The 25,695-nt window shown below is 71.3% G+C and carries 23 protein-coding genes and 1 pseudogene; 12 read left to right on the forward strand and 12 right to left on the reverse strand.

Annotated elements, in window-relative coordinates; translation table 11 throughout:
- Nucleotides 1–137 precede the first annotated feature (137 nt).
- A complete protein-coding gene (locus IE263_RS30655) occupies nt 138–761 on the reverse strand; it encodes a helix-turn-helix transcriptional regulator (protein ID WP_229911250.1) in 624 nt (207 codons plus the stop codon).
- A gap of 160 nt (nt 762–921) precedes the next feature.
- On the opposite strand from IE263_RS30655, the gene IE263_RS30660 reads away from it, so the two are divergent.
- A complete protein-coding gene (locus IE263_RS30660) occupies nt 922–2,313 on the forward strand; it encodes a COG1470 family protein (protein ID WP_189941085.1) in 1,392 nt (463 codons plus the stop codon).
- A 118-nt stretch (nt 2,314–2,431) separates the two neighbouring features.
- Here the strand turns inward: IE263_RS30660 and IE263_RS30665 are convergent, their stop codons facing one another.
- Nucleotides 2,432–3,202 (reverse strand): eCIS core domain-containing protein, encoded by a 771-nt coding sequence (locus tag IE263_RS30665; RefSeq protein WP_189941086.1) that lies wholly within the window; start codon nt 3,200–3,202, stop codon nt 2,432–2,434.
- Nucleotides 3,203–3,605: 403 nt separating this feature from the next.
- The gene (locus IE263_RS30670) at nt 3,606–6,791 is read right to left on the reverse strand and encodes an RICIN domain-containing protein (protein WP_189941087.1); all 3,186 of its coding nucleotides are present in this window, start codon (nt 6,789–6,791) and stop codon (nt 3,606–3,608) included.
- Between the two features lie 248 nt (nt 6,792–7,039).
- Here IE263_RS30670 and IE263_RS30675 point away from each other — a divergent pair, with 248 nt between their 5' ends.
- The 4 genes and pseudogenes from IE263_RS30675 (at nt 7,040) to IE263_RS48890 (ending at nt 9,814) form a co-directional block, all read left to right on the forward strand.
- Nucleotides 7,040–8,041: a pectate lyase family protein gene (locus IE263_RS30675; RefSeq protein WP_189941088.1), complete on the forward strand. Its 1,002-nt coding sequence runs from the start codon at nt 7,040–7,042 to the stop codon at nt 8,039–8,041.
- A 171-nt stretch (nt 8,042–8,212) separates the two neighbouring features.
- On the forward strand, nt 8,213–8,809 hold the full coding sequence (locus tag IE263_RS30680) for a hypothetical protein (RefSeq protein WP_189941151.1): 597 nt from the start codon (nt 8,213–8,215) through the stop codon (nt 8,807–8,809).
- 356 nt (nt 8,810–9,165) lie between these two features.
- Nucleotides 9,166–9,435: pseudogene (locus IE263_RS48885) on the forward strand (family 43 glycosylhydrolase); the annotation flags it as partial.
- An 88-nt stretch (nt 9,436–9,523) separates the two neighbouring features.
- Complete coding sequence (locus IE263_RS48890; protein WP_229911251.1) at nt 9,524–9,814, forward strand: beta-xylosidase family glycoside hydrolase; 291 nt, start codon at nt 9,524–9,526, stop codon at nt 9,812–9,814.
- Between the two features lie 57 nt (nt 9,815–9,871).
- On the opposite strand, the gene IE263_RS30690 is transcribed toward IE263_RS48890, so the two are convergent.
- Nucleotides 9,872–10,942, reverse strand: a complete 1,071-nt coding sequence (locus IE263_RS30690; RefSeq protein WP_189941089.1) for a LacI family DNA-binding transcriptional regulator — start codon at nt 10,940–10,942, stop codon at nt 9,872–9,874.
- A gap of 209 nt (nt 10,943–11,151) precedes the next feature.
- Between IE263_RS30690 and IE263_RS30695 the strand changes: the two genes are divergently transcribed.
- Nucleotides 11,152–12,339: a rhamnogalacturonan endolyase family protein gene (locus tag IE263_RS30695; protein WP_229911252.1), complete on the forward strand. Its 1,188-nt coding sequence runs from the start codon at nt 11,152–11,154 to the stop codon at nt 12,337–12,339.
- 104 nt (nt 12,340–12,443) lie between these two features.
- Nucleotides 12,444–13,031: a PaaI family thioesterase gene (locus IE263_RS30700; RefSeq protein ID WP_229911253.1), complete on the forward strand. Its 588-nt coding sequence runs from the start codon at nt 12,444–12,446 to the stop codon at nt 13,029–13,031.
- 70 nt (nt 13,032–13,101) lie between these two features.
- Here IE263_RS30700 and IE263_RS30705 read toward each other — a convergent pair whose 3' ends face one another.
- Complete coding sequence (locus tag IE263_RS30705; RefSeq protein WP_229911254.1) at nt 13,102–13,488, reverse strand: winged helix-turn-helix transcriptional regulator; 387 nt, start codon at nt 13,486–13,488, stop codon at nt 13,102–13,104.
- A gap of 131 nt (nt 13,489–13,619) precedes the next feature.
- Here IE263_RS30705 and IE263_RS30710 point away from each other — a divergent pair, with 131 nt between their 5' ends.
- Nucleotides 13,620–14,273: an FMN-dependent NADH-azoreductase gene (locus IE263_RS30710; protein ID WP_189941090.1), complete on the forward strand. Its 654-nt coding sequence runs from the start codon at nt 13,620–13,622 to the stop codon at nt 14,271–14,273.
- 107 nt (nt 14,274–14,380) lie between these two features.
- Here the strand turns inward: IE263_RS30710 and IE263_RS30715 are convergent, their stop codons facing one another.
- The 3 genes from IE263_RS30715 to IE263_RS30725 all read right to left on the reverse strand — a co-directional run bounded on the left by IE263_RS30715 (nt 14,381) and on the right by IE263_RS30725 (nt 16,809).
- Entirely contained in the window at nt 14,381–15,007 is a 627-nt protein-coding gene (locus IE263_RS30715; protein WP_189941091.1) for an NAD(P)-dependent oxidoreductase, read from the reverse strand.
- Nucleotides 15,008–15,327: 320 nt separating this feature from the next.
- Nucleotides 15,328–15,909 carry a TetR/AcrR family transcriptional regulator gene (locus IE263_RS30720; protein WP_189941092.1) on the reverse strand — a complete coding sequence of 194 codons (582 nt, stop codon included), beginning with the start codon at nt 15,907–15,909 and terminating at the stop codon, nt 15,328–15,330.
- 177 nt (nt 15,910–16,086) lie between these two features.
- The gene (locus IE263_RS30725) at nt 16,087–16,809 is read right to left on the reverse strand and encodes a DUF664 domain-containing protein (protein WP_229911255.1); all 723 of its coding nucleotides are present in this window, start codon (nt 16,807–16,809) and stop codon (nt 16,087–16,089) included.
- A 191-nt stretch (nt 16,810–17,000) separates the two neighbouring features.
- Here IE263_RS30725 and IE263_RS30730 point away from each other — a divergent pair, with 191 nt between their 5' ends.
- Nucleotides 17,001–19,175, forward strand: a complete 2,175-nt coding sequence (locus tag IE263_RS30730; protein ID WP_189941094.1) for an FG-GAP-like repeat-containing protein — start codon at nt 17,001–17,003, stop codon at nt 19,173–19,175.
- 48 nt (nt 19,176–19,223) lie between these two features.
- Here IE263_RS30730 and IE263_RS30735 read toward each other — a convergent pair whose 3' ends face one another.
- The gene (locus IE263_RS30735; RefSeq protein ID WP_189941095.1) at nt 19,224–19,436 is read right to left on the reverse strand and encodes a hypothetical protein; all 213 of its coding nucleotides are present in this window, start codon (nt 19,434–19,436) and stop codon (nt 19,224–19,226) included.
- 438 nt (nt 19,437–19,874) lie between these two features.
- The gene (locus IE263_RS30740) at nt 19,875–20,225 is read right to left on the reverse strand and encodes a hypothetical protein (protein WP_189941096.1); all 351 of its coding nucleotides are present in this window, start codon (nt 20,223–20,225) and stop codon (nt 19,875–19,877) included.
- A 257-nt stretch (nt 20,226–20,482) separates the two neighbouring features.
- On the opposite strand from IE263_RS30740, the gene ligA reads away from it, so the two are divergent.
- Together ligA and IE263_RS30750 are read left to right on the forward strand one after the other, a co-directional pair.
- Nucleotides 20,483–22,570, forward strand: a complete 2,088-nt coding sequence (ligA, locus tag IE263_RS30745; RefSeq protein ID WP_229911256.1) for an NAD-dependent DNA ligase LigA — start codon at nt 20,483–20,485, stop codon at nt 22,568–22,570.
- 17 nt (nt 22,571–22,587) lie between these two features.
- Nucleotides 22,588–22,725, forward strand: a complete 138-nt coding sequence (locus tag IE263_RS30750) for a hypothetical protein (RefSeq protein ID WP_189941098.1) — start codon at nt 22,588–22,590, stop codon at nt 22,723–22,725.
- A gap of 54 nt (nt 22,726–22,779) precedes the next feature.
- Here the strand turns inward: IE263_RS30750 and IE263_RS30755 are convergent, their stop codons facing one another.
- A complete protein-coding gene (locus IE263_RS30755; RefSeq protein WP_189941159.1) occupies nt 22,780–22,959 on the reverse strand; it encodes a hypothetical protein in 180 nt (59 codons plus the stop codon).
- On the opposite strand from IE263_RS30755, the gene IE263_RS48895 reads away from it, so the two are divergent.
- Nucleotides 22,929–25,088: a serine/threonine protein kinase gene (locus IE263_RS48895; protein ID WP_444545103.1), complete on the forward strand. Its 2,160-nt coding sequence runs from the start codon at nt 22,929–22,931 to the stop codon at nt 25,086–25,088. The genes IE263_RS30755 and IE263_RS48895 overlap by 31 nt on opposite strands.
- Before the next feature lie 70 nt (nt 25,089–25,158).
- On the opposite strand, the gene IE263_RS30765 is transcribed toward IE263_RS48895, so the two are convergent.
- Entirely contained in the window at nt 25,159–25,689 is a 531-nt protein-coding gene (locus IE263_RS30765; protein WP_189941099.1) for a cupin domain-containing protein, read from the reverse strand.
- Nucleotides 25,690–25,695 lie beyond the last annotated feature (6 nt).

Raw genomic sequence — 25,695 nt, forward strand, 5'->3', positions numbered from 1 at the left:
CTCCCAGATCGGCGTCGCCCCACCGTCCCCGGCGCCGCTCTCCGACGGAGCGGCGCGTGGGACACGCCTCGGGGAAGCGCGGGCTGCCCCTCCGGGCAATCCGCCTCTCCCTTCGCCACCGAGGCGGACCGGCCTCTTCAGATCAGCCCCTGCCGGAGCGCGTAGGCGACGACGTGAGAACGGTTGCGCAAGTGCAGCCGGGTGACGAGGTCGTGCAGGATGTTCTTGATGGTGCGTTCGGAGTACGCGAGTTTTGAGGCGATGTCCCCGGTGTCGTACCCCTCGGCGACGAGTCGGACGACCTCGATCTCCCGGTCGCTGAGCCCGCTGAAGTTCAGGCCGCGCGGCGCCAGGACCTGGCTCTGCAACTGGCCGACCTGCTCCAGCAAGCGGCCCAGCAGGTCCGCGGGAACGCTTCCCTCTCCCCTGGCCACCGCGTTGATCACCTGCACCAGCCGCTCCGGCGTCGCCTCGGACCGGCGCAGGATGCCCGCCACTCCGCACTCGGCGGCACCGACCAGCTGCTGGTCGTCGATGCGGGTGGCGATCAGCGCCACCCGGGCCGCTGTCGTCCGCCGGATGTGGCGAAGGGTCCGCAGCGACTCCTCGTCTATGGTGTCCACGACGACCACCACCACGGCGGCGGCCGATTCCTCCCCCTCCTCCTGCAGCCGGATCTCCGGCCGGGGCCGCAGCTGGGTGGCGACCCCCGCTCTGGAGATCGGGTCATCCGCCCACAAGCACACAACTATCCGGTCCACACCAGTCTCCCCCCTGGTCGAGCGCATCGCCGCGCGTCGAGCAGTATGCGGCAGGGGACTCCACGCAAAGTCAACAAGGCGTCAATGGGCACCTCAGCTTCCCGAAAGTCTTCCTGTGCGGCCCCTGCCGGCCACTGCCACCGACCTTATTGTGCCGATCATGACAACTGCGGCGAGCCTGGACACGACCGCTGTGACCGCCGAGCCTGGTGGGCGGATCGACGTCCCCCTTCAGGTACGCAACTCCGGCAGCACGGTGGAGGAGTATCGCTTCGAGGTCGTGGGCCCGGCAGCGGCCTGGGCGACCGTCGAACCAACGAGCCTTTCGCTGTATCCGGACAGTACGGGCACCGCGGTTCTCGCGCTGAGCCCGCCCCGAAGCTCGGAGGTGCCGGCCGGGGACGTCCCGTTCGGGGTGCGGGTGGTGCCCACCAGCGCCCCCGACACGGCGGTCGTCCCCGAGGGCGTCGTCACGGTCCTGCCGTTCGCCGAGATCACCGGGGAGCTGGTGCCCCGCGGGTTCGACGGCGCTTGGCGCGGCCGTACGGACGTGGCCGTCGACAACCGTGGCAACATCCCGATGACGGTGCGGCTGGCGGCCCAGAGTGACAGCTCCCGGGTGCGGCTGCGCTTCGCCCGGGAGACCGTCGAGCTGGCGCCGGGTGCGGCCGAGTTGTCGCGGCTCACCGCGCGTCCGGCGCGGCGGCTGTGGCGCGGCGCTCCCGTCGTGCATCCGTTCCAGGTGGTGGCGATGCCCACGGGCGAGGTGCCGCACGAGTCGGTCCTTCTGGACGGCACCTACCAGCAGGACGCGATACTGCCGCGCTGGCTGCCGCGCGCCCTGGCGGCGGTGGTGGCCGCGGTGGTGGTCCTGGCCATCATGTGGTTCGCCCTGCTGCGCCCGGTGGTGCGGTCGGCGGCGAAGGAGGAGTCCAAGAAGCAGGTGGCCGCTGTGCTGTCACCCAGCCCCAACGCGTCCGGCGCCGCGAGCGGCGGTGGCTCGTCCGGTGCGTCGGCGGGCGCCGCCGGAACGGGACAGGATGCGGCGGGTGGTGGCTCACCGAGCTCCGGCACCGCGGCGGGATCGACGGCCGGAAGTACCGGCGGGGGCACAGGCGGAACAGGCGGTGGGGGCACAGGAGGAAGCGGGGGCGGGGGTGCGGGGGATCCGCGCAGCGCTCAGGCCGCGGTCAAGGACTCGGTGGGCGGCGACCCGACGGCCGACACGGTGTACCGCGTCCCGGCCGGCCAGGCGTTCGACCTGACGGACCTCGTGGTGCAGAACCCGCAGGGCGACTCCGGCACCGTCGTCATCGCCGCCGAGGGCCGGACCCTGCTGAGGCTCGCGCTGCAGAACTTCCGTGACCAGGACTACCACTTCGTCACCCCGATCGTGGTGCCCGCCGGAGGACGGATCACCATGACGGTGACCTGCAGTGAGGTGGGACGGCCGGTGGGCGGTCCGACGCCGGCCCAGTGCGACGAGTCGGTGCTCGTCGGCGGGACGCTGCGGCAGGCGGCCGGCGCGAGCGCCTCCCCCGCCGCGGGCTGACCCGGCCGAAGGGCGGCGGGACCGACCGGCAGCGGTCGGCGTCCGGGCGAGCGGGGCTGAGCCGCCTGGGACGGCGAGCCGGCGCGGCCCCCGGGCACGAGCCCGGGGGCCGCGCCGGTCATGCGTCGCCCGGCTCCTCCTGCTGCTCTTCCTCGGCCCGTTGCACGAACAGCCCCTGCACGTCGGCGGGTTCCTCGTCGTCCTGCTCGGACTGCCGCTGGACCACCGCCGACGGCCCGGGAGCGGCCGCCGCCCCCTCCGCGGTCTGTGCGGCCGGGGCCGGGGCGGACATGACGCGTTCGGCATTCGCGCTGGCCTCCCGCTCAAACCGGTCCGAGGGGTCGCTGACCCGGATCCCGCCGGGTGCCGTGGTCCCGTCGACCGGGCCGTTGCGCTGCTGGATCACGTGGGTCAGCTCATGGGCGAGCGTTGTGCGCCCGGCATGGGACGACGGGTCGTAGGCATCCCGCTGAAAGACGACGTTGTTGCCGACGGTGTAGGCATGCGCTCCGACGGACTGCGCGGACTCGTGCGCCGCGTCGCCCGTGTGCACCCGCACGTCGGAGAAGTCCGCGCCGAGCCTTGCCTCCATATCGGAGCGGACATCGGCGCCGAGGGCCTGTCCGGAGCCGGACCCGATGACGTCGTGCACGGGCGAGCGCTGCAGCGAGGGGGTCTCCTCGTCCTGCTCCCGCTGCAGCATGGCGCCCACCGCACTGTTGCCGACGGCGCGCTGCAGCGTGCCCATGCCGGACGGGCCCAGAACATCGGGGCGACCCGCGGCTGCCGCCTTGAACAGCCGAGAGTCGTCGGTCTGGGGCTGCCTGTGGCCGGTGCCGGCTTGTTGGTGGTCGTGGTCGTGGTCGTGGTCGTGTACGTGGTCGGGCATCCTCGCTCCCTGGGACGTCCAGCGGCAGACCTCTCTGACCCTGACACTGCCTCAGTGCGCGCGCCGGGTACAGGCGTGCGCCTGCTTACGGGAGTGCAGCCACCGCTGCCCGATGAGGCAGACGCCACCGCGGGTGTCCGTATGCCGCTCTGCCCCTTCGGCCCATGGCCGGACTTACGCGTATCGGGATGGCGTCCCTGGAAGTGGTGCAGGTGGTGCACGTGCCGGTCCAGCACCTCGACAGGTCATGCAGGACATCCAGGGCTTGGTCTGCTCACCGAAGAAGCCGGGCTTCTTCTGGACGCGCGAAAAGGCGCCTGACCTGGGCTTCTACCCGTCAGGCGCCTCCCGGACGACCCGATCAGCACAGAGTGAGTGCGTACGCGTGGCAGGTCCCGGAACCTCAGCGTCGTACGAGATGGATCCGGTACGTCCGTGTCTGTGACCCGTCCTCACTGGTCACGGTGACGACGGCCGACGCCCCGCCGGGCTCGTCGAGGCTGTCGACGGCGACAGTTGCGTAGGGGTCGCGTGCCGTCGCGGTGACCCGGCTCCGGCTCGGGGAGTCGGTGACGACCCGGTAGGTGGTCGTGTCCGGGTCGAACGACGGGATCGGGTTACCTGAGACCTCGATGGACTCGGCGGCGGCGTCCGAGGAGACTCCGGGGGCCTTGGCGTACACCTCGATCTCGCTCATGGTGAGGTAGCCGCCCTGACGCGCGGTCATGACGAGGCGCACTTCGGACGCCGGTCCCGCCTCCAGCGGGACGTCGACCACCGGCGTGCCCTCGGTCCCGACCGTGACGGGGTCGCTCGCGTCGACCCACGTACCGGTGTCAGCCGCCCGCACCTGCACCTTCAGAGTCTCGGGGAAGGAGGCGTTGCTCCCGTCCCGGTAGAAGTGCGCGACGATCCGGCTCAGGTCACGTGCCTTCGGCAGCGTGAAGGTGACGGTGTCGGAGGGGTTCTTGGTGATCCCCGGTTTCCAGTTCGACCAGGCCTTCTCGGACAGGTTGCCGTTGCGCAGGCGCTCCACGGAGTACCCGCTTTCGGTGAACGTGGCGGCGACCGAGACGCCGTCGTCCGCGGCGATGTTGGTCTCCACCGGTTCGGTGACCTGCACGCGCACCGCCGCGTCGACCGTGCCGCCGCCGACGACCCGGGCGATCCCACGCAGTGTCACGACTCCGGTCGTGTCGAACGCCCCGTCGGGTGCCGGGTCCCAGGTCACCGGAAGCTCGGCCCGGCCGCCGTTCCTGCCGATGCCGACGACCGTGGCCGGAAGGTCCGGCGTGCCGCCGACGTAGGTCTTGGCGCGTCCCGGAAGGGTCGAGGCGATCGTGTCGACGGTGACGACCGCGAGCGCGGGGATCCTCCGCCCGAGGGGGTCGGTCGCCTCGCCCCTGACACGCACCGTCCCGGGGTCGCGCCACTTGCGGTCCGGCGGAAGCTTCCACACGACGGGGAGCGCGCCCCGGGCGCCGTCCCGGAACACCGGCGTCACCGTCTTCGGCAGTTCGGGCCGCAGACCGGGGACCGTGAACGCCTCGGCCGGCTCGGTGCGCAGCACCGTCTCGTCGGTCACGGTCCAGCGCTGGTTCGCCGCCGAGGTCGGGGTGTACGTGGACACCTTGGCGCCGTCGGCGGTCGACTGCCCCGTGACATCGGCCAGGCGGCCGGTGGCGGCGTTGACGAACGTCCATGTGCCGTCGCCGGTCGTCGACATGATCCACTGCGCGGCTTCGGTGACCTGGCCGCCTTCCGGCTCCTCCAGGACGGCTTGGTTGTCGCGCACGGCGAGCCGCTTGCCGGTCCTGGCGTTGGTGAGGGTGTAGCGCTCGCGGTGGTCGGTGCCGCGCGTCAACTGCCGGAGAGACCACAGCTGTTCCGCGCTGCCGGCGTCGGTCGTACGGATCACGACGCCGCTGCCGTCGTCCGACGGAGCCAACGACTTGCCGCTCTGCGTCCCCTGGAGCCGGTAGACATGACCGGGCTGAACGAGGGCGGCATCCCGTGCCACGCCGCCGACCCCCTCGACCAGGAAGGTCGTGACCGACTTGGCGGGGACGACGAGCGTGGCCGACCGGTCGGTCACCCGGACCGGTGTGCCTCGGACGAGAGCGCCGTCGGCGCTCGTCACGACGGGGGTGACGGAGGCCTTCTTCGTTACCTTGCCGAAGCGCGAGAGATCGAGGGTCACCGAGCGTGCGGAGGTGCCGCTGTTCACGTGCACCACGGTCGCCGCACGGCCGGACTCCTTCACCGCGGCGACGCTCGACGGATCGTCGACCTTCACGAAGTGATCGCCGGGACGGATGTAGTGGGTGAAGTTCCGGACGGTGTGGAACTTGGAGTTGGTCCGGACCGGGCAGGTCTCCAGGGTGTCCTCGGCCGTGCAGTTGAACGGCACGTGGATGCTGCCCCAGTTCTTGCCGGCCGCGGCCTGCGGGATCGCGTCCTCGATCGGCTGCCAGAACACCCAGGCCGAGGGCTCCAGTTCACGCATGTCGTCGACCATCCGGGTGGCCATGCCGAGCCCCGGTTCCATGCTGGTGAAGTCGGTGCCGGTGCCCCAGGTGCCCTCGACCTCGCTCATCCACAGCTTCTTGTCCGCGCCCTTGGCGATGTCGCGTGCGCTGGTGCGCATGCTCGTGCCGTAGGTGTGCACGTTGAGCTGGTCGACGGCGGCGCGGGCGAGGGTGCCGTAGGCGTTCCAGTTCTGGGTGAAGATGCCGGGGTTGGTCTCGTCCATCGCGGAGATCTCGGCGTCGGTCCGTGCTCCGTCGAGCGCCTTGCCGAGCGCGAGGATCACCTTCTGCTGGAGTTCCGGGCCGGCATGTGCGCCTTCCTGGCGTCCGCCCGTGGGCTGGCCGTCCGCCCCGAGCTGGGTGCCCCAGTAGGGCGTGTTGGGCTCGTTGAGCGGGTCGATCGTGTCGAACTCGATGCCGTGCGCCTGCTCCAGACGCTCGGTCACCCGCGCCAGGTAGGTGGCGAAGTCGTCGACGCGGTCCGCGCGGATCTGGTCGACGCTCGCGTCGAAGCCGCCGGAGACGTAACCACTGACCGTCTGGAACCAGGGCGGCGAGTTGCTGAACGCCTCCCAGCGACTGACCTTGTCCTTGATCTGGTCCACCCACCAGCGCTGGCCGGCGTCGGCGTCCCAGTTCCAGTGGTCCGGGTTGTTCGGGTCCCACCAGTCCATGTCCTGCCGGGTGGTTCCTTCGGGGGCCTTCCAGAAGCCCTCCATGGTGGCGCCCGGCTTCATGTAGTCCTTGCGGACATCCGGGGCGTTGCCGCCGCCGATGTTGTACCGCGCGATGTTGAGGCGGAGACCGTCCTCACCGAACAGCATGTCCACGAGCCGTCTTCGGACGGGGTCGGGATAACCGCCCGTGGCGTTGGCGAACCAGACGAGGCTCGTCCCCCATCCCTCGAACTCCTGCTGCTGGTAGGAGGGGTCGATCCGCACGGTGACCGCGCTCTGCGGTGCCGGCGCCGCGCTCGCCACGGGTGCGGACACGAGACTCGCGCCGAGCACCAGGGGAACCGTTGGCGCCAGAGCCTGGGCGATGCGATGCCGATGGGACACGGCACTCCCTTCCACAACACAGAGCCGAACAGAACCGAACAGAAGGAATCGCGCTCAGGGAATGCTCGATGACGGTAATGAACTCGTCAAGATGGCGGGCCGGTTGTGGCCCGAGGTGAGGGTTCCGCCGACTTCATTGGCATGTTCAAAACATGTGAGTAGCATCCAAGAAGCCGGGAAAGCGCTTTCCGCTCCCCTGTGTCCCGCACGACCCAACAAGATCCGCCCCTCGCCCCGGGAGGAACAGCATGAGGTCGTCGTCACGCGCCGCACGCGGCGTTCCCGCTCTCACGCTCGCCCTGTTGCTCGGCGCGGCTGCGGTGCCGCCCGGCACCGCAGCCGAGAAGACACCGGCACCACGGGCGGAGACGTCTCCCACCGGCTTCGCCGCGGTCGACGCGCTCGGTCAGAACGGCACCACCGGCGGAGCCGGCGGCCCGACCGTGACCGCCACCACCACCGAGCAGTTCCTGGAGTACATCGACACCACGGGCCCACTGGTGATCCGGGTCCAGGGCACCATCGACATCACCAGCAAGCAGGGCGTACGTCCCGACAAGACCATCGTCGGGGTCGGTTCCTCGGCCGTCATCAACGGCGGCGGCCTGGACTTCCACCGCTCCTCCAACGTCATCGTGCGGAACCTCAGGTTCACCAACGCCGAGGACGACGCCGTCAACGTCGGCCAGGAGTCGCACCACATCTGGATCGACCACAACGAGTTCGTCGCCCCGGTCGACGGGGCGGTCGACATCGTGCGCGGCGCCCAGTACGTCACCGTGTCGTGGAACTGGTTCAACAAGACCGACAAGAGCATGCTGCTCGGCCACTCCGACGCCAACAGCAGCCAGGACACCGGCAAGTTGAAGGTCTCCCTCCACCACAACTTCTTCGACGGCTCCGGGCAGCGGCATCCGCGGGTGCGGTTCGGCGAACCGGTGCACGTCTACAACAACTACTACAGGGGCAACGCCCTTTACGGCGTCGCGTCGACCATGAACGCGGGCGTGTTGGTCGAGGGCAACTACTTCGACACCGTCCCCCACCCCTGCTACTCGGCCGGCGGCTACGACGAGTCGGGGCCGGGCCGACTGGTCCAGCGCCACAACGTCTTCGCCGGGTCCGGCACATGCGAGACCAACGGCACCGTGACCGAGCCGCGCACCTACTACGCGTACACGCTGGACCCCGCGTCCGACGTGCCCTCCCTCGTACGGGCCGGGGCGGGAGTCGGGAGGATCGGCACCTGAACGGCCGTCACCCCTGAACCCTCGCCGCCCCCGCACGACCACCTCGATCCGCCCGCGTCCTCAGCGGACGGACTGATCAACCGTCGTCCCCACACGCGACGGTCCCCCCACACACAGGAGGACCCCTCAATGACTTCACGACGAGCCCCGATGGCCACTCGGCGCACGCCCATGCCCTGGCGTGACAAAGCGGTCGTCGCCGCACTGACAGCCGCCGTGCTGGTCGGTCCGGGCGTCGCGCAGGCCACCCCTCAGAACGCACCGGTGGCCCAGGAACAGGTGGCGGCGGCCAGTATCACCTGGACCCTCGAGCGGGCGAGCAACCCCACCGCGGACCAGCGCACGGCCTACGACCTCATCACCCGGGCCATGAACGCCGCGGTCGCCCGGTACAACAACCTCAGTGACCTGGGCAAGAGCATCACCGTCCGCTACGACCCGGGCGTGCCCACCGCCGACGGCAACATCAACGGCACCATCCGCTTCGGCAACCGCAGTTACATGACCGAGCGGACCGCGCTGCACGAGATCGCCCACACCATCGGCGTGGGGACGAGCTCACGCTGGTCCTCCCTCGCCGGCAGCGGCACCTGGACCGGCGCGCAGGCCACGGCACTGGTCAAGCAGTTCGACGGTTCGAGCGCCAAACTGTCCACCGGCGGTGGCCACTTCTGGCCCTATGGCCTGAACTACGAGAACGAGTTCTCGAGCACGGCAGCCGACCGCCACGTCCAGATCGTCGCCGCCATGGTGCGCGACGGTCTGTGACCCCAGGGGCCGGCGCCCGGGGGCCCTGACACTCCAGCCGGTCCAGCGGGTACGAGCCCGCCAGTGCCCGTCGCGCCTCTGCCCCGTCCGGTCCGGACCGGGCGCAGGTGTTCCTTGTCGTTCGTCATCATCGCGATGGGCGCGGGCGCCGCCGGTCCGGGGCGCCGCGCGGCCCCCCGGCGCTGTTGCGTGCGAACGTGTTCGACACTACGTTCCCCTGCGATCAACAGCTCCTCATGCAGAGGGGTGGGCACGTGGGTCCGAGAGCTGGACGGAGCATATGGGGCAGCGAACCGCCCGGGTCATTCGCAATCCGGTCCTGACCGGTTCGCATCCGGAATCCGTCCGTGCTGCGGATGGGGGACGACTTCTACCTGGCGACGTCGACGTTCGAGTGGCACCCCCGCGTACGGCTGCACCACTCCCGGGACCTGGTCACCTGGCGGCCGCTCGGCGGGGCCCTGAACACGACTCGTCTCCTGGCCCTCACCGGCTGCCCCGACTCGGGCGGGGTGTGGGCGCCCAACCTCACCCACGCCGACGGCCTGTTCCACCTGGTCCACAGCAACGTCTCCACGTACGCGGGCGGCTTCACGGACTGCCCCAACCACCTCACGACGGCGCCCTCGATCGATGGCCCCTGGTCCGACCCGGTGATGCTGCACGCGCGGGGCTTCGACGCGTCGGACACGCTGCGACCGCGGCGCGTCGGCCGTGGACGAGGCCGACGGGGTATCCCTCGGCGAGACCCGCCGCCTGCGCCTCGGCCTCGACCTCCAGGGACCCGTCCTGCGCTTCCGCCACGACAGGGGCGACGGCCGGCACCCCATCGGCCCGCCGCTCGACGCCACCGTCCTGTCCGACGAACACGCCGAGGAGTTCGAGAACGGCCAGATCCGCGCCCTCGGTTTCACCGGCGCGTTCGTCGGGATGTGGGCCTGGGACCTGACCGGAGGCGGCCTGGCCGCCGACTTCGACGAGACGGTCTGGCACAGCGCCCCCTGAACCCGGCCCCGGACGCTCGCCTTTGTCCCGGTGTCCCGTGCGGAGAAGCCGCGGCCGTCATACGCCTGGCCGGCGGCGGACCGAGTCGCGGACGACGATGTGAGTGCCCAGCAGCACGTGCTGGGCGGCGCCGGGCCTGTCATTCCTGAGTGCCAGCCGCACTGCGGTGCGGCCCAGCTCCTCGTGGGGCACGTGCACGGTGGTCAGGTCGATGTCGGCGGCCGGGGGAAGGTCGTCGAATCCGGCCATCGAGACGTCGTCGGGGACGCGCAGCCCGCGCTCGCGCAGCGCGTCGCGCGCGCCGGCGGCGATGAGATCGTTGCCGGCGAAGACGGCGGTGAAGTCGCGTGGCCCCCTGTCGAGCCGCTCACGCATCATGCGGTGGCCCTCGCTGCGCTCCATCGTGCCGTCGACCTCGAGGTCGGGGTCGTGCGGGACGCGGTGCTCGGCCAGTGCCGCGCGGTAGCCGGCGATCCGGCTGTCCGGCGTGGTGTACCCGGTGCGGCGTCCCAGGAACAGGATGCGTCGGTGGCCCGCCGAGAGCAGGTGACCGGTGATGGCATGAGCGCCGGCGGTGTTGTCGTACTCGACCACGACGGCCGGGACGTCGGCCCCCAGTGGAGGGCGGCCGCACAGCACGAGTTGCGAGCCGGCCTGGGCGAGCGCGCGGGCGTAGCTCGCCATGCGCTCGCGGTAGGCGTCGTCGGCGACGATGTTCCCGACGAGGATCACTGCCTCGGCCTGCTCCTGGCGCATGAGCTTGATCGCGGCCAGCTCCCGATCGGGGTCGCCGCCGGTCGTGCCGACGATGCACAGTCTGCCCTCCCGCGCGGCCTCCTCGTGCACGCCCTGCGCGACATGGGCGTAGTGCGGTGAGACGACGGAGTTGACCACGATGGCCACGCTCTTGGGTCGCACGCCCGCGAGTCCTCTGGCGTGGGCGTTCGCCACATAGTCGAGCTCGCGTACGGCGCGCATGACCTTGGCGCGCGTCGCGGGGGCGCTGGGGTAGGTGCCGGACAGGATCCGGGAGACGGTGGCGACCGAGACGCCCGCATGGTGGGCCACGTCCCGGATGGTCGCGAGGCGGGGCTGCTGCCCACTGTCGGGCGCGGTCCGGCGAGGCATCGGACCTCCTGCGTCCCGCATGTGTGTGCAACCGTTTCCGCTCGATGGTCGCGCATGCGACCAGGGGCGTCAACACCGGTGAGCGCCAAGGGCGTTACCGCCTCGACAACCTTGACGCGTACTCACCACGGTGCTTCCATCGCAGGAGTGTAAACGGTTTAACTCCCTTGACTCTCCGGCGTTTTCGGCCCCCTACAGGAGAGATTGTCATGAACATGAAGACAGGAAGGCGGGCCGCCCACCGGCTGCCCGTCACTCTCGCGGCGGCCCTGGCCGTCTGCGCCACTCCGGCCGTCGGCCCCGCGAACACCGTCTCGCCCAGCGCGTCCACGTCCACGGCCACCACCGCGGCCACGGCCACAGCCACAGCCACAGCCGGCGATGCGGCGGTGCAGGCCGGGCGCGTGATGGAGAATCTCAGTCGTGGGGTCGTGGCGGTGCGCTCCAGCGCCACCCAGGTCCTGGTCTCCTGGCGGCTGCTGGGACTCGACCCGGAGGGCATCGGCTTCAACGTGTACCGGTCCACCGGCGGCGGCGCGTACGCCAAGCTCAACTCCGGTGTCCTGACGGGCGGGACCAACTACGTGGACTCCACGGCCGACCTGACGCGGTCCAACAGCTACCGAGTGGCTCCGGTCGTGGGCGGGCAGGAGCAGGCGCCCAGCGGGGCCTTCACGTTGACGGCCGACCACGCCACGGAGCCCGTGGTCCGCGTGCCGTTGCGCTCCGGCGGTCCGGTGAAGTTCGTCTGGGCCGGCGACCTCGACGGCGACGGCGAGTACGACTACGTACTGGACCGGCAGACCTCCCCCCAGAAGCTCGAGGCCTACAGCAGCCGCGGGCAGTTCCTCTGGGAGGTCGACATGGGGCCGAACAGTCAGAACCAGGACAACATCGAACCGGGGTCGTCCGCGATCGACCTGGGCCACTGGGACGGCGTCACGGTCTACGACTTCGACAGCGACGGCCGCGCGGAGGTCGCCCTGCGGATCGCTGACGGCGTCAGGTTCGGTGACGGGACGACCTGGACGCACGCGGACGACTCACGTCAGTTCATGGCCGTCCTCGACGGCCGGACCGGAGCGCTCCGCAACTGGGCCGCCGTACCGACCACCTACCTGGGTGACGGTCCGATGGCCGCACGTCTGGGAGTGGCGTATCTCAACGGCACCACGCCCAGCCTGATCGCCTACATGAAGAACCGGCGCGACGACGGGGCCTTCAACCTGATGATGGGCGCCTGGAGGTTCACCGGCAGCGCACTGAGGCAGGAGTGGACGTGGTCACGCGGCAGCCAGAACGCGCCCGACGGGCACAACACCCGCGCCATCGACGTCAACGGTGACGGGACGGACGAGGTCGCCGAGATCGGGTTCGTGCTGAACGGCGACCCCTGACGACGCACGACGATCCCGCACGACAGACAGCGGAGGAACTGGACCGCCGGCGGGCGGCGATCGCCGCACTCGGCCACGAGCTCCGGGCCCTGGTGGACGCCACCGTGCGCACCGCGACCCCGACCGACGTCCTGCACCGCGTGACGGACGGCGTCCGCCGGCTCACCGGGCAGTTGACCGGCCGACGGCGCGCCCGAGCGGAGATCCCGGCCGTGGACGAGTTCCCCGGAGGGGTACGGATGTACAGCCCCGTCACCGGAGCCGGCAGCCCCCTGTCCCCGCCCATGCGGGTGACGCCGGACGGCGATGGTGTCGTCGGCCGCTGCACCCTCGGCATCGCCCACGAAGGCCCGCCCGGCTACGGGCACGGTGGCATGAGCGCCATGCTGCTGGACGAACTGATGGGCTGGGCCTGCGCCGCGGCCGGAAGCCCCGGCATGACGGTCTCCCTGCAGGTGCGCTACCACCGGCCCGTCCCCCTGGAGACACCCTTGCGGGTCTTCGCCCGCGTCACCGGCACCGAGGGCCGCAAGATCTCCGTGGACGGCTCGATCAGCACGGAGGAGGATCCGTCCGTCGCCGTGGTCACAGCGGAGGGTGTCTTCGTCTCCCCCGACCCCGACCGCACCCGCGCCCTGTTCCCCGACCTCCAGGGAACGCCAGGGGGACGTCAGGCCCACGGAAGCCGATGATGAACGTGCAGGCCCTCGGCATCCTGGTGGCCTCCACCGGCTGACGAGGGTGCGCGCCGAGCGGGGGGACCTACCTCCCGGACACGGCAGTCGTCCCACCGGGGCACGGCAGCGAGACGCCCCGCGCCTCCGGAAGATGCTGCTCCGCCCACCCCTGCAGCTCCCTCAGCGCCGGCTCCAGGGCCGCGCCGGCGTCGGTCAGCCGGTACGAGACACGCAGCGGCGGGCCCTCGTCCACCTCACGCAGGACGAGCCCCGCCGCACCCAGCTCGGTCAGCCGGTCCGACAGCATGCGCTCGCTGATACCCGGGATGGCGCGGCGAAGGTCGGAGAAGTGCACCGGGCGCTCCATCAGCACGGCCACGATCAGACCGGTCCAGCGCTTTCCCAGCAGCGCGAAGACCCGCGCCATCGCGCCGTCCACCGTCTTGCAGGGCTCAGTGACCGCTTCCTCCATACCTGGAGTGTACTGCAACCTCTATCGCAGGTGAGAAAAAGTAAGCAGCTGTGCTATCAATAGGTACACACGGAACGGCAGCGCCTTGCCGCACGTCACTCGTGCCGTTCCCGTCCCTTTGGAGATTCCTCATGGCAACGCTGCTGCACCTCGACTCGTCCCTCTTCCCCGAGTCCGCCTCCGCCTCCCGGTCCGTCACAGCGGCCTTCCGCCAGGCATGGGAGGACCAGCACCCCGACGGCACCGTGATCTACCGGGACCTCGACGCCGACCCGGTGCCGCACCTGGACGCCCTCACCGCGTCCGCAGGATTCACCGACCCGGCCGACCACACCCCCGAGCAGGCGGCGGCCTTCGCGCCGCGGCTGGAGCTGATCGAGCAGCTGGAAAGCGCGGACGTCGTGCTCATCGGCGCCCCGATGCTCAACTTCACGGTTCCGTCCACGCTGAAGACCTGGCTCGACCAGGTGATCCTCATGGGCCGCACCGCCGGGACCGAGGAGTCACAGACCAAGGGCACCCCGGTCTACGTCGTCGCCAGCCGCGGCGGTTCCTACGCCCCCGGCACCCCCCGCGAGGGCTACGAGTACGTGCAGAACTACCTGCAGGCGGTCCTCGGCGACATGCTCGGCATGGAGGTCGACTTCATCGTCCCCGAGCTCACCCTGGCCCACTCCAACCCCGCCATGGCCGAGCTGATCCCGCTCGCCGAGGCCTCGAAGGCCAGGGCGCACGAGGACGCCGTCACCAAGGGCAAGGCGGCCGCACTGAAGGTCGCCGCCTGACACGACGACGGGGCCGGGTCGCGCGGTCCGACACCGAGGACCCGGCACTCGTCGGCACCCCCTTCAGTCCTCACACAACCCGCTCACCGGCCGGACGCCATGACGCGTCAGTCGGTGATCACGGGGCTGCGGTGGATCCACTCGCCACTGCGGGTCGCCCGGTGCATGAAGGCGGCCACGTCCGCCCGGCTGATGGTCGGGTTGCCCTTCATGGGCAGACGGTCGTCGGCACTGAACGTGCCCTTGGCGGGGCCGTGGGTCAGACGGGTCGGGTAGACCACGGTCCAGTCCAGAGCGCTGGAGCGGATGCGCTCGTCCGCGATCGCCTTGTCCGCGTAGACCGACCGCAGCAGTGTCCGGTAGATCAGCTTCTGCGGGCCGCTCGACCAGTCGAAGGTGTGGCCGACACCGAACGACGACAGCCACACCAGTCGGGACACCCCCGCTTCCCCGGCCGCACCGATCACGGCCGTCGACGCGCGCGTGAAGAGGTCGCCAGCGCGCACGGAAGTGCCCACACCGAGGGCCGAGACGACGGCCTCCTGTCCGACCGCCGCGGCGGAGACGTCGCGGGGCGACGTGGCATCCCCGGTGAACAGCGTGACCCGGTCCGCCAGGTCGCCCAGGGCCGCCGGATTGCGCACGAAGGCCGTGACCGAGTCACCGGCCCGCAGGGCCAGGTCGACGACATGGCGGCCGGTAGGACCGGTGGCGCCCAGGATGAGCAGTTTCATGGCAGGGGGACCTTCCGTCCGGGATGGAGGCGGAGTGCGGGAAACGCCGGTCGCGACCGGGGTCGCGACACGCGGCGACGACAGACCGAAACGGACAGTTGTCCACTACCCGGAAACGTAGCGGACAGCTGTCCGCTTAGCAAGGCGGACGGGTCTCCAGGTCCCGGAACATGGGCCATCAGACGCCGAAGCGCGCCCCAAGAGCTCGAGATCAAGGCGGCGTGGAATCCAGGGAAGTTGCTTCGCCCACACGGACATCGCCCGGCCCCCGGCAAGTGGCCGACGTGGCCCGCTCGATGCCGCACCGCGTCAGGGGCGGCTCACGGCCGCCCGGGAGCCCCCGCGCGCAGGCCGTCCATGACGAGGTCGAGGAGCCGGGTGGCCTGGGGCCGCCAGTCACCGTTCGGGTCGATCTGCCAGATGCCGGCGATGGCGAGGATGAAGTCGTCGGCGGTCACGCCCGGGCGGATGGTGCCGGCTTCGTGATTGGCGCCGAGCAGAAGTTCGATGGCGGCGACCACCAGCGAGTATCCGGGCCTCTCGGGGCTCCCCGTCGCGCTGGTGGCCTGACGCAGAGCGTCGGCCAGACCGGTCTTGGCCATGGCGAACTGGGCGAGGCGGTCCATCCACTCACGCAGGGCCCGGGCGGGGTCCCGCGTCTGAAGCAGCTCGGCCGCACTGTCGGTGAGCTGCCGCACCTCGTGGCGGTGGACCTCCAGGACGAGCGCCTCGCGGCTGGGGAAGTTGCGGTAGAACGTGCCCTGCCCGACCCCCGCCTTCTTGGCGATCACGCTCAGTGGAACGTCCTGCGCACGCGTCAGCTCGGCCAGCGCCACCTCCAGGATGCGCTCGCGATTGCGCTGCGCGTCCGAGCGCTGAGGCGCGCCCTTCTTCGGCTCCACTCGCCCTCCTCGCAGGGCCCATGAGCGGCACCCCTTGCCCACCGACTGTCGGCCGGTCAGCCATCCGCCCCATTACCCGGTAGCGGACTGCTGTCCGCTTGGCCCCACCATAGCGGCGAGCGCACCCCGGCCGACGACCCGGTCGGCATCAAGGCCACATGGCGGCCAGGGGACGGGTTACTCGCCGACGGCACCGTCGATGGCTTCGCGGAGGAGGTCCGCGTGACCGACGTGGCGGGCCGCGCTTCGCCCGGATGAGGTCGTACAAGGCCTTGCCGCGGCGCGGGACCGAGGCACCGGCGGGAGCGGTCTGCTGCTGCTCAGTCCCGGGGGGGCACCTTGGAGGATCCGGCCGACGGCGGCTTCGGCTCGCTCCGGCTGTTCCTCGAACCACCTGCTGAGATGTTCCCGCACGGCCTCCGCGACGCAGCCACGTACTGCGGCGCCGCCCAGCACGCCGTGCGTGGCTCCGAGGAACTCGGGACGGTCCAGCTTCACCGACACGACCGCCGTCAGGCCCTCGCCGATCCGGTCGGCGGCGAGATCAGGGTCCGCTGCCGTCAGCAGCTGCCGCTCCCGCACGTACGCGTTGACCGCGGCCGCCACCCCGTCGCGCAAGCCCGCCACGTGCGCGCCGTCTTCGCGGGTGGGCCGGCTGTTGGCGAAGCTCCGGACCCGTTCCCCGGGGGAGTCGCACCACCGGAGGGCCGCCTCCACCGTCCCCGCCATCCGCTGGTCCTCCCGCTCGAAGCCGATGACGTCCGGGTGAACGGGCGCCCCCGACTGCGCGTCGAGGAAGGCGACGAAGTCCCGCGGACCGCGGCCGGAATGCGGCCGGGAGCCCGCCGAAGCCCCGCACGACCCCGCCCCCAGCGGCCCTGAGGCCCCCGCTTCCGGCACGCCGCACACCCGCCCGCAACGCCGCGTCCGCCTGCTTCACCGCCGCACTTTTCTGCCGAGCGGGAGTCACCCTGTCGAGCACAGTCATCCGCTGTCCTGACGATCATTCAGTTCCGTACAACCCGCGGGGAGTACTGAGGGTCATAGCTTCCAAGACGACGACGGGACTCCTCGTCCACCAGGGGGCTGCCATGACCATCCGCACGATCAGTCGCACCTCGCTCACGATCGGGACCGCCGTCGCGCTGGCGGTCGGCGGTCTCGGTCTCTCCCCGGCGCCCGCGGCGGCCTCGCCGGGTGCGCCGCGAGTGGCCGAGGACGAGATAGTGTTCCCGCTCGGCACCAGGGGCGACCTGAAGGCTCATATCGAGACCCTCGCGCTGGGCGGCGGGAAGCTCAGCGTGCTGGGAACGGCGGACCCCGAGCCGGATCGCGGGCTGTGGGAGTTCGACCTCCCGGCCGTCGGCACCCCGCAGCCGGGGCCCCGGAAGCTCGCGGCCTCCCACGTCTGGACGAACTACCCGTGCGAGGGCGTCGACCCCGCGGAGTACACGTGCAGCGGGTTCTACTCCACGCTGTGGGCGCTCGGCGACGGCCGGGTCGCTTTCATGACGCCGTTCGGGGGCCAGGAGGCCCTCGGCGGCGGGGCGCCCCAGGGCGACCTCGGGCTCGGCCCGTTCGACTGGGAGTCCCCGGACCGTGTGGTGGCGGCCGGCGGTTCGTACGTTGCGATCAACGACGAGGGCGTGCAGCGCATCGGCTCCTTCGACCCGGGCGTGCCCTGGCCGGGGCAGGTCCACACCCGGTCGGTCACCGCGGTGTCCATCTGGGGCACGAAGATCTGGAAGCCGGGCAGCACCGCCGGCACGGTCAACTCGTACGACCTGGTCAGCAAGGCGAACTCGGCGAACGTGACGCTCGGCTCCGGCTGCGTCCCCGACGACCTGCAGGCGGTCGGGCGGTGGCTGTACTGGCGCTGCTCCGCGTCGGACAAAGCCGGGGTATGGGACCACGGCACCGGCAGGAACATCCCCGTCCCCGGTGCGCTGCCCGCCAAGGTCGGCGACGGCTATCTGGTTCAGCAGTCCGAGGACGGGCGGACGGTGACGCTCACCGACTTCCACCTCGGCGGGGGCCACCCGGCCACCACCACCCCCTTCTTCTCGGTCCCCGAGGAGTCGTGGATCGGCATGCTGACCGTCGACCGGTACGGCGGCCATGTGGCCTACGTCGACGGCGAGCGGATGATCCACATCCGGCCGGTGACGGTGCCGCGGTCGCCGATCAGCCTGTTCGACTGGCGCGCGGACTCCACAGTGGACCTGCGCACGGCGAGCGACCCCCTGTGGGAGGGCACCTGGCGGTTCACCCGCCCTCCCGCCTCCTGGAAGCTCACCCTCAAGGACGCGTACGGCACCACCGTCCGCACCCTCACCGGCAGCTCCCACGAAGGCGCCGCCGTCCGCGCCGCCTGGGACGGCAAGGACGACGCGGGCGAGAAGGCGGTGAGCGGCCGCTACCACTGGACCATGACCGTGGACCCGGGCGACGGTGGCGCTGTCCGCACCCTCCCGCCCGGGAGCTTCTGGCTTTCCGGCGGGGGGTCCGCCTTCCGTGACGCCGACACCGACGGCTACGGCGAGCTGTACACGATGACCAGCGGCGGCCTGCTCGAGGTCCACCGGTTCTCCGGCGGCAGGCTGACCACCTCCCGCGGCTGGTCGGGCTGGAACCCGGGCACCCGCTTCCTCCCCATCGGCGACATGACCGGCGACGGCTGCTCCGACATGCTCACCAAGACCACCGACGGCAAGCTCTACCGGTACTCCGGCGGCTGCACCGGCGTCTTCCTGCCTGATGCCGAGGGCGCGTGGATCGGCTCGGGCTGGAGCGGCTTCGACGCCGTCGTCGCCGCCGACGACTTCACCGGTGACCACCGCCCGGACCTGCTGGCCCGCCAGGCCGCGACCGGCTACCTCTACCTGTACAAGTCCAACCCCAGTGGCCGTCTGGACGCGGGTGTGCGCGTCGGCACCGGATGGAAGGGCTACACCATCGTCGGCGCCGCCGACGTGACCGGCGACGGCATCGGCGACCTCATCGCGCGGGACGCCGGCGGCGAGCTGTGGCGCTACGACGGCAACGGCACGGGCGGCTTCAAGCCGCGGGCGCTGGTATTCCGGGACTGGGGCGCCGGCCGCAACGCGATCATCGCCGTCGGCGATGTGACCGGCGACGGTTTCCCCGACCTCGTCTCCCGGACCACCGACGGCAAGCTGCTGCGGAACAAGGGCTGGGGCGACGGCACTTTCAGCGCCACCTACACCCTCGCCTCCGGCTGGCAGACGTATCGCGGGCTGTTCTGAGGCGGCACTGATCCGGCGCACAGGGCGCACCTGCCCTGTCCAGTCGGATCACGGCCCGCGCCCGGGCTGTGCCGACGGGCGCGGGCTGTCGGCTCGTCGATGCAGCATCGCTCGGGCCGCACGCTCCGCGCCCTGGAGACCCAGGTCCGCATCAGCGAGGTCGACAGGAGCAGACCCCGGCGAGTACCGGGCCGGATCGGCCTGCTGGTCGGGATGGACGGCCTGGACGCCGGTGCCCTCGTACAGCTCGGCGGCAGTCATATGAGCGGCTGCCCAGGTCCCAGCGGCACCTGGGCGGAGTGCACAGGTTCGGTGCCGACACCTGGGGCCGGCCGGTCATAGCACTCGATCAGCAGGTCACCGCGTAGGTCGTCGAGTTCGCTCCGGGCCTCCTGCAGGAAGGCGGTGGCCCACGCTTCCAGGGACGAGTCCCTCAACGCACCGTGCGGAACCTGCCTGAACTCCGGTCCGCCCAGTCCCTTCCACCCAGCCCACGGCTCAGCGGCTGTACGAATGCGCAGGCGATACCAGTAAGGCTGCCGACAGGGCTTCTTCATCAGGACTCTGCTCCAGACATCATTCAACGGCCCTCGTGGCCACGTCGTGCCCCTCCCCCAGTCAGCGCGGCAACCTCGCCATTCTGCCGGGCACATGATGGCCCGGACAGGCCCCAGGTGACGTCGTCATGGGGGGCCGCAGCTACGCCGCCGGGTCTCTAACCGCACCGTGGTGTCCCGAAGGGCCCTGCCCGCGCAGCGCTTGACGCGCCCGGCCGGCCACGGCCTCGACCCGCCGCACTCGGTTCCTGCACCACACCGTCGACGAGCGGTACACAGCGGCGGCCTGTCCCGGCGGGTTGTGGTGCGGCAGTAGCCGCTGCGGGTCCACCGCGTAGGCTCTCGCGGCCAGTTGCTCCCACAGCCGGGCGGTGGAGGAGACGGGCACGGGCCCGAACTTCGCCACGAGGACGGCGCCCACACCGACACTGAGACCGAGGCCCACATACCTGCGCACGGGACGGCGCCCGGACCGACTGAAGTTTCTCGCCATGGCCGCACGCTACGGCCGCTCAGGAGTCACCGTCATGCGTCCCCGTACTCAAGGATCCCGTAGGTACCTGCGCTGCTGCGCCCGGCGACGCCGGCTCCTCACATATGCGGGGCACGCCCGCGGCTCCCCGCCGCTCGCGGACCCCGGCGGTACGGAAGTGGCCCGTACGGGCCGAGGTGATCGGGAAAAGGCCCGTCCCGGTAGCCCCTGGCGGCGCGCCCGGGGCGTTGTCAGTGGTGGCAGGCAGGATGGCGGACATGACCACACCTGCAGCTGTGATCCTGGATGCCTCCGCCTACGCCCAAGCTGTCGAGGACGCGGTGAAAGCGTCGGCCGCCTACTACGCGGGCGGCACCTCACCGCTCGACGACGACGCCTACGACCGACTCATCAGAGGCATCGCCGCCTGGGAGGCCGATCACCCCGACCAGGTGCTGCCCGACTCTCCGACCGGGAAGGTCGCCGGCGGCGCCGTCGAAGGCGATGTCCCGCACACGGTGGCGATGCTGAGCCTGGACAACGTGTTCTCGCCGGAGGAGTTCACCGCATGGACGGCCTCGCTGGCCCGGCGCGTCGGCCACGACGTCACCCGGTTCAGTGTCGAGCCGAAGCTGGACGGTCTCGCGGTCGCGGCCCGTTACCTTCACGGCCGTCTCACCAGGCTGATCACGCGGGGCGACGGGACGGCCGGGGAGGACGTCTCGCACGCCATCAGCACGATCGAGGGCCTGCCCGAGCAGCTGGCCGAACCGGTCACGGTGGAGGTGCGCGGCGAAGTCCTGATGACCACCGCCCAGTTCGAGCACGCCAACGAGGTACGTACCGCGCACGGCGGGCAGCCGTTCGCGAACCCGCGCAACGCCGCTGCGGGCACCCTGCGGGCCAAGGAGCGCGCGTACACCGTCCCCATGACGTTCTTCGGCTACGGCCTGCTGCCCCTCGCCGACACCGAAACCGCGCTCGCCGCCCGGCTGGGTGAGAGCGCGCACAGCGACCTGATGGCCCAGGCCGCCGCGCTCGGGGTGAACACGACCGCCGAGACCGCGGTGCCCGGCATCACCGCCCACACCGTGGAGGAGGTCCTGGCCCGTGTGCAGGAGATCGCCGCCCTGCGGCCGGGGCTGCCGTTCGGGATCGACGGGATCGTCATCAAGGCCGACTTCGCCGCCGACCAGCAGGCCGCCGGATCGGGTTCACGCGCACCGCGCTGGGCGATCGCCTACAAGCTGCCCGCAGTCGAGAAGATCACCCGACTGCTGGAGGTGGAGTGGAACGTGGGCCGCACCGGCATCATCGCCCCCCGCGCCGTGCTGGAACCGGTCGAGATCGACGGTTCCACCATCACCTACGCCACCCTCCACAACCCGGCCGACATCACCCGCCGCGACCTGCGCCTGGGCGACCACGTCATGGTCCACCGGGCCGGCGACGTCATCCCCCGCATCGAAGCTCCCGTCGCCCACCTGCGCACCGGCACCGAGCAGCCCATCGCCTTCCCCGAGGCCTGCCCGCGGTGCGGCTCCGACATCGACACCAGCGAGCAGCGCTGGCGCTGCTCGAACGGCCGCAACTGCCACCTCGTCGCGTCCCTCTCCTACGCCGCCGGCCGCGACCAGCTCGACATCGAAGGCCTCGGCCACACCCGCGTCGTCCAGCTCGTCGAAGCCGGCCTGGTCGCGGATCTCGCCGACCTGTTCACCCTCACCCGCGACCAGCTCCTCGGCCTGGAGCGCATGAGCGAGACCAGCACCGACAACCTCCTCGCCGCGATCGCCACAGCCAAGAGCCGGCCGCTGTCACGGGTACTGTGCGCACTCGGCGTCCGCGGCACCGGCCGCTCCATGTCCCGCCGCATCGCCCGGTACTTCGCCACCATGGACGACATCCGCGCCGCCGACGCCGAAACCATGCAGCAGGTCGAGGGCATCGGCACCGAGAAGGCCCCGTCCATCGTCGCCGAGCTCGCCGAACTCGCCCCGCTCATCGACAAACTCGCCGCGGCCGGGGTCAACATGACCGAGCCCGGCGCCACCCCGCCCACCACGGCGGACACCGACGCCGACAGCACCACCGTGGCCGCGGAACGGGCGGACGGTCCGCTGGCCGGGATGACGGTGGTGGTCACCGGCGGGATGACCGGGCCCTTGGAGATGCTCAGCCGCAACCAGATGAACGAGCTCATCGAACGCGCCGGCGGCCGCTCCTCCTCCAGCGTCTCCAAGAAGACGCACCTGGTCGTCGCCGGAGAAGGCGCCGGATCCAAGCGCACCAAGGCCGAAGCCCTCGGCATCCGGCTGGCCGCCCCGGACGAATTCGCCACCCTCGTCGCCGACTACCTCAGCTGACGTTCTCGGCAAGGAGCGTGGGTCCGCTCGCCACGGCCGCCGTGGGTGGCCTCGGCCTCGCGGCGGCGCTGGACGGAACCGAGACGACGGTTTTGTGTGACGAGACGGGAGCGGTCCTGACGTCGTCGGTGCGGGTCGTCGTCGACGAGGGCTGAGGAGCGGGCCTCGCAGCAAAGGCGCGAGACCCGGCTCTTCACGAGGCCCCGGAATCAGTCGTTGTTGCCAAGCCTGCCGCATGCGGAGTCGTGGTCGCACTTCACGCCCTGCCGGTTGCCGATGACGACATGCCCCGCGCCGACCCCGCCGGTCCCGTCGATGCTGCTGTGTCCGGCGTGGTGGTGTGCGAAGATCCGGTGCCATGCGTCCACTGTCCCCTGATGATCCGTCATACATAGGCGGGTACCGGCTGCTTGGCCGGCTCGGAGCCGGGGGGATGGGGCGGGTCTATCTCGGGCGGGCGCCGGGTGGGCGGATCGTGGCGGTCAAGTTGGTGCAGGGGGAGCTGGCGCGGCAGAGCGAGTTCCGCGAGCGGTTCGCGCGGGAGGTTCGGGCCGCGCGGAAGGTCGGCGGGGAGTGGACCGCGGCAGTGCTGGACGCCGACACCGACGCCGAGGTGCCGTGGGTGGCGACCGCGTACGTGGCCGGGCCCTCGTTGGAGTCGGTCGTGGCCGAGGGGTACGGGCCGTTGCCGCCCGCGTCCGTAACGGCCCTCGCCCACCGGCTCGCTCTCGCGCTGACCTCGGTCCACGACGCGGGGCTCGTGCACCGCGACCTCAAACCCTCCAACATCCTGCTCACGGTCGACGGCCCACGGGTCATCGACTTCGGCATCGCCCGCGCCCTGGACACCGTCACCGGCGGTGGACTCACCCAGACCGGCGTGCTGATCGGGTCGCCCCGGTTCATGTCGCCGGAGCAGGTCCGGGGCGAGCGTGTCACGACGGCCTCCGACGTCTTCGCCCTCGGCTCCGTGCTCACCTACGCGGCGACAGGCCGTATGCCCTTCGGCAGCTCCGAGATCGGCCTGCACGCCCTGATGTACCGCATCGCCCAGGACGACCCCGACCTGAGCGACCTGTCCGAGGACCTCGTCGGGCTCGTACGCGACTGCCTGGCCAAGGAACCGGGCGACCGCCCCGGTGTGGCCGAGCTCGTCGAGCGTACGCGTACGTCCGACGCCTCCGAGGCGGCCTGGCTGCCCGCCGAACTGCTCGCCGACCTCGGCAGTCACGCGTTACGTCTGCTGGACACCGACGGACCGGAGTCCACGGTCGTCGACACCCCCCAGCCACCGGACCCGCTCGGGGGCGAGGCCGGGTCCACCGCAGGGTCCGGGTCCACCGCAGGGTCCGGGCCCGACGCCGAGTCCCAGCCCGATGCCGAGTCACGGCCCGACGCCGAGTCCCGGCCTGATGCCCAGGCCGGGAGTGCGCCCACGCCGTCGGCCCAGGACGAGGCCGAGCGCAAGGCCCAGGACGAGCGCAGGCCCGGCTCCGGCACCGGGCCGCCCGGGCCGCGGTCCAAGCCCGAGGCCGCGACCGACGACGAGGCCCAGCCCTCCAGGCCGCGGCGGCGCCTCGCCGTCCTCGGTGCCGTGCTGGCGATGCTCGCGGCGGCGGTCGTGATCGTCGTGCTGCGGCCGGGCGGGGGCTCCGGCGGCGACGAGCGGCCGGGGGCGGAGGGGCCCACCGGCACGGCGTCGGGGACCAGTTCGGCTTCCCCGTCCACGTCGGCCTCGCCCTCGGCCTCGGGCTCGGCCACCGCTTCCCCGTCGGCCGCCCCCTCCGCCTCGAAGTCCGCCGTCACGGTGCGGATGCCGGAGTCGCTGGTGGGGGCCTGGGAGGCTCAGGTGAAGACCGCTGACGGGATGACCCGCAGACCGCGCGTACGGATCGAGTTGAAGGCGGGGACACGGGGGCAGCCGCTCGCGACCTACACACGGCTCGGCTACTTCTCCCTGTGCGAGGCCCGCAGTTCCCTCCGCTCCGTCGACGGCGACTCGATCACGCTGGGCGAGGCGAGTTGGGTCGACGAGCAGACGGTCGAGGGCGAGAACCAGGAGGAGTGCGGGGCGCCCCCGTCCGGGCAGACGGTGACGCTGCGGTCTGCGGACAGGGTCGAGTGGACCGGCGGCGACACCAGCCTGGAACTCGACCGGGCCCCGAGCGGTCAGGCGCCGATCCCCGAGGAGTACCTGGGCAAGTGGGAGTTCATCGACCTGGAGAACAACCGCACCGGCGAGTTCCTCACCATCGACCAGGGCCCGGCCGGCGGCCAGATCATCACCACCGGCGGCTGGGCCGGCTGCGAGTACGTCCAGACTCTCGGCACCATCAACGACGGTCTCGCCTACGGCCCCGCACAGCTCAGCCTCGACGACGACAGTGAGGGCGCCGACGCCTGCGAGCGAGGGGCGAACGGCAGCACGGTCATCGAGCCGTCCGACGACGGGGGTCTCCTGATGTGGCAGATGTACGACCTGGGCAGCGAACCGGGCACGCTCGTGCGCGCCCGGTAGCGGTAAGCCTCGGCGGGAATCCTTCCCGCGGCCGCGGCCGGATTCAGCGTCGGTGCCCGAGCCTGCCCCGTCAGACGTCGCGTTCCGCACCGACGAGGACGAAGGCCACCGTGACCGGTCGGTCGCTGCGGTTGCGCCAGCCGTGGCGGGTGCCGTTCTGGATCACGAGGTCCCCTGCCGAGAGGTGGGTGCGGTGGCCGTCGTCGAGTTCGAGGACGATCTCGCCCTGGAGCACAATGCCGTAGTCCACGGTCGGCGTCGTGTGCATGCCGTCGGGCTCCATGAGGTCCGCGATGCCGGGCGAGTCGGCCCGCTGCTCCCGGTCGAAGGCGACGGGGTCGAACGCCGGGTCGGCCATCGCGGAGTCCGGTGGGAAGGTCAGGACGATGAACCGCGTGCCGCCGGGCGCCGGGAGCAGGCTGGTGACCTTCGGCGTGGGGTCCTCCCCCGTCCGGCTGACCCGCTCGCCGGGTTCGGTGGCCCATGGCAGGCGGGACACCCAGCCCGGCAGGCTGGTGAACTCCCGGCTGCGCGGCACGGGGCCGTCGCTGACGACGACCGACCTGCCGTTCTCGTCATGGCCCGTGACCACTCTGCGCATGCATGT

It is taken from the genome of Streptomyces aurantiogriseus (assembly GCF_014649375.1).
GTDB lineage: Bacteria > Actinomycetota > Actinomycetes > Streptomycetales > Streptomycetaceae > Streptomyces > Streptomyces aurantiogriseus.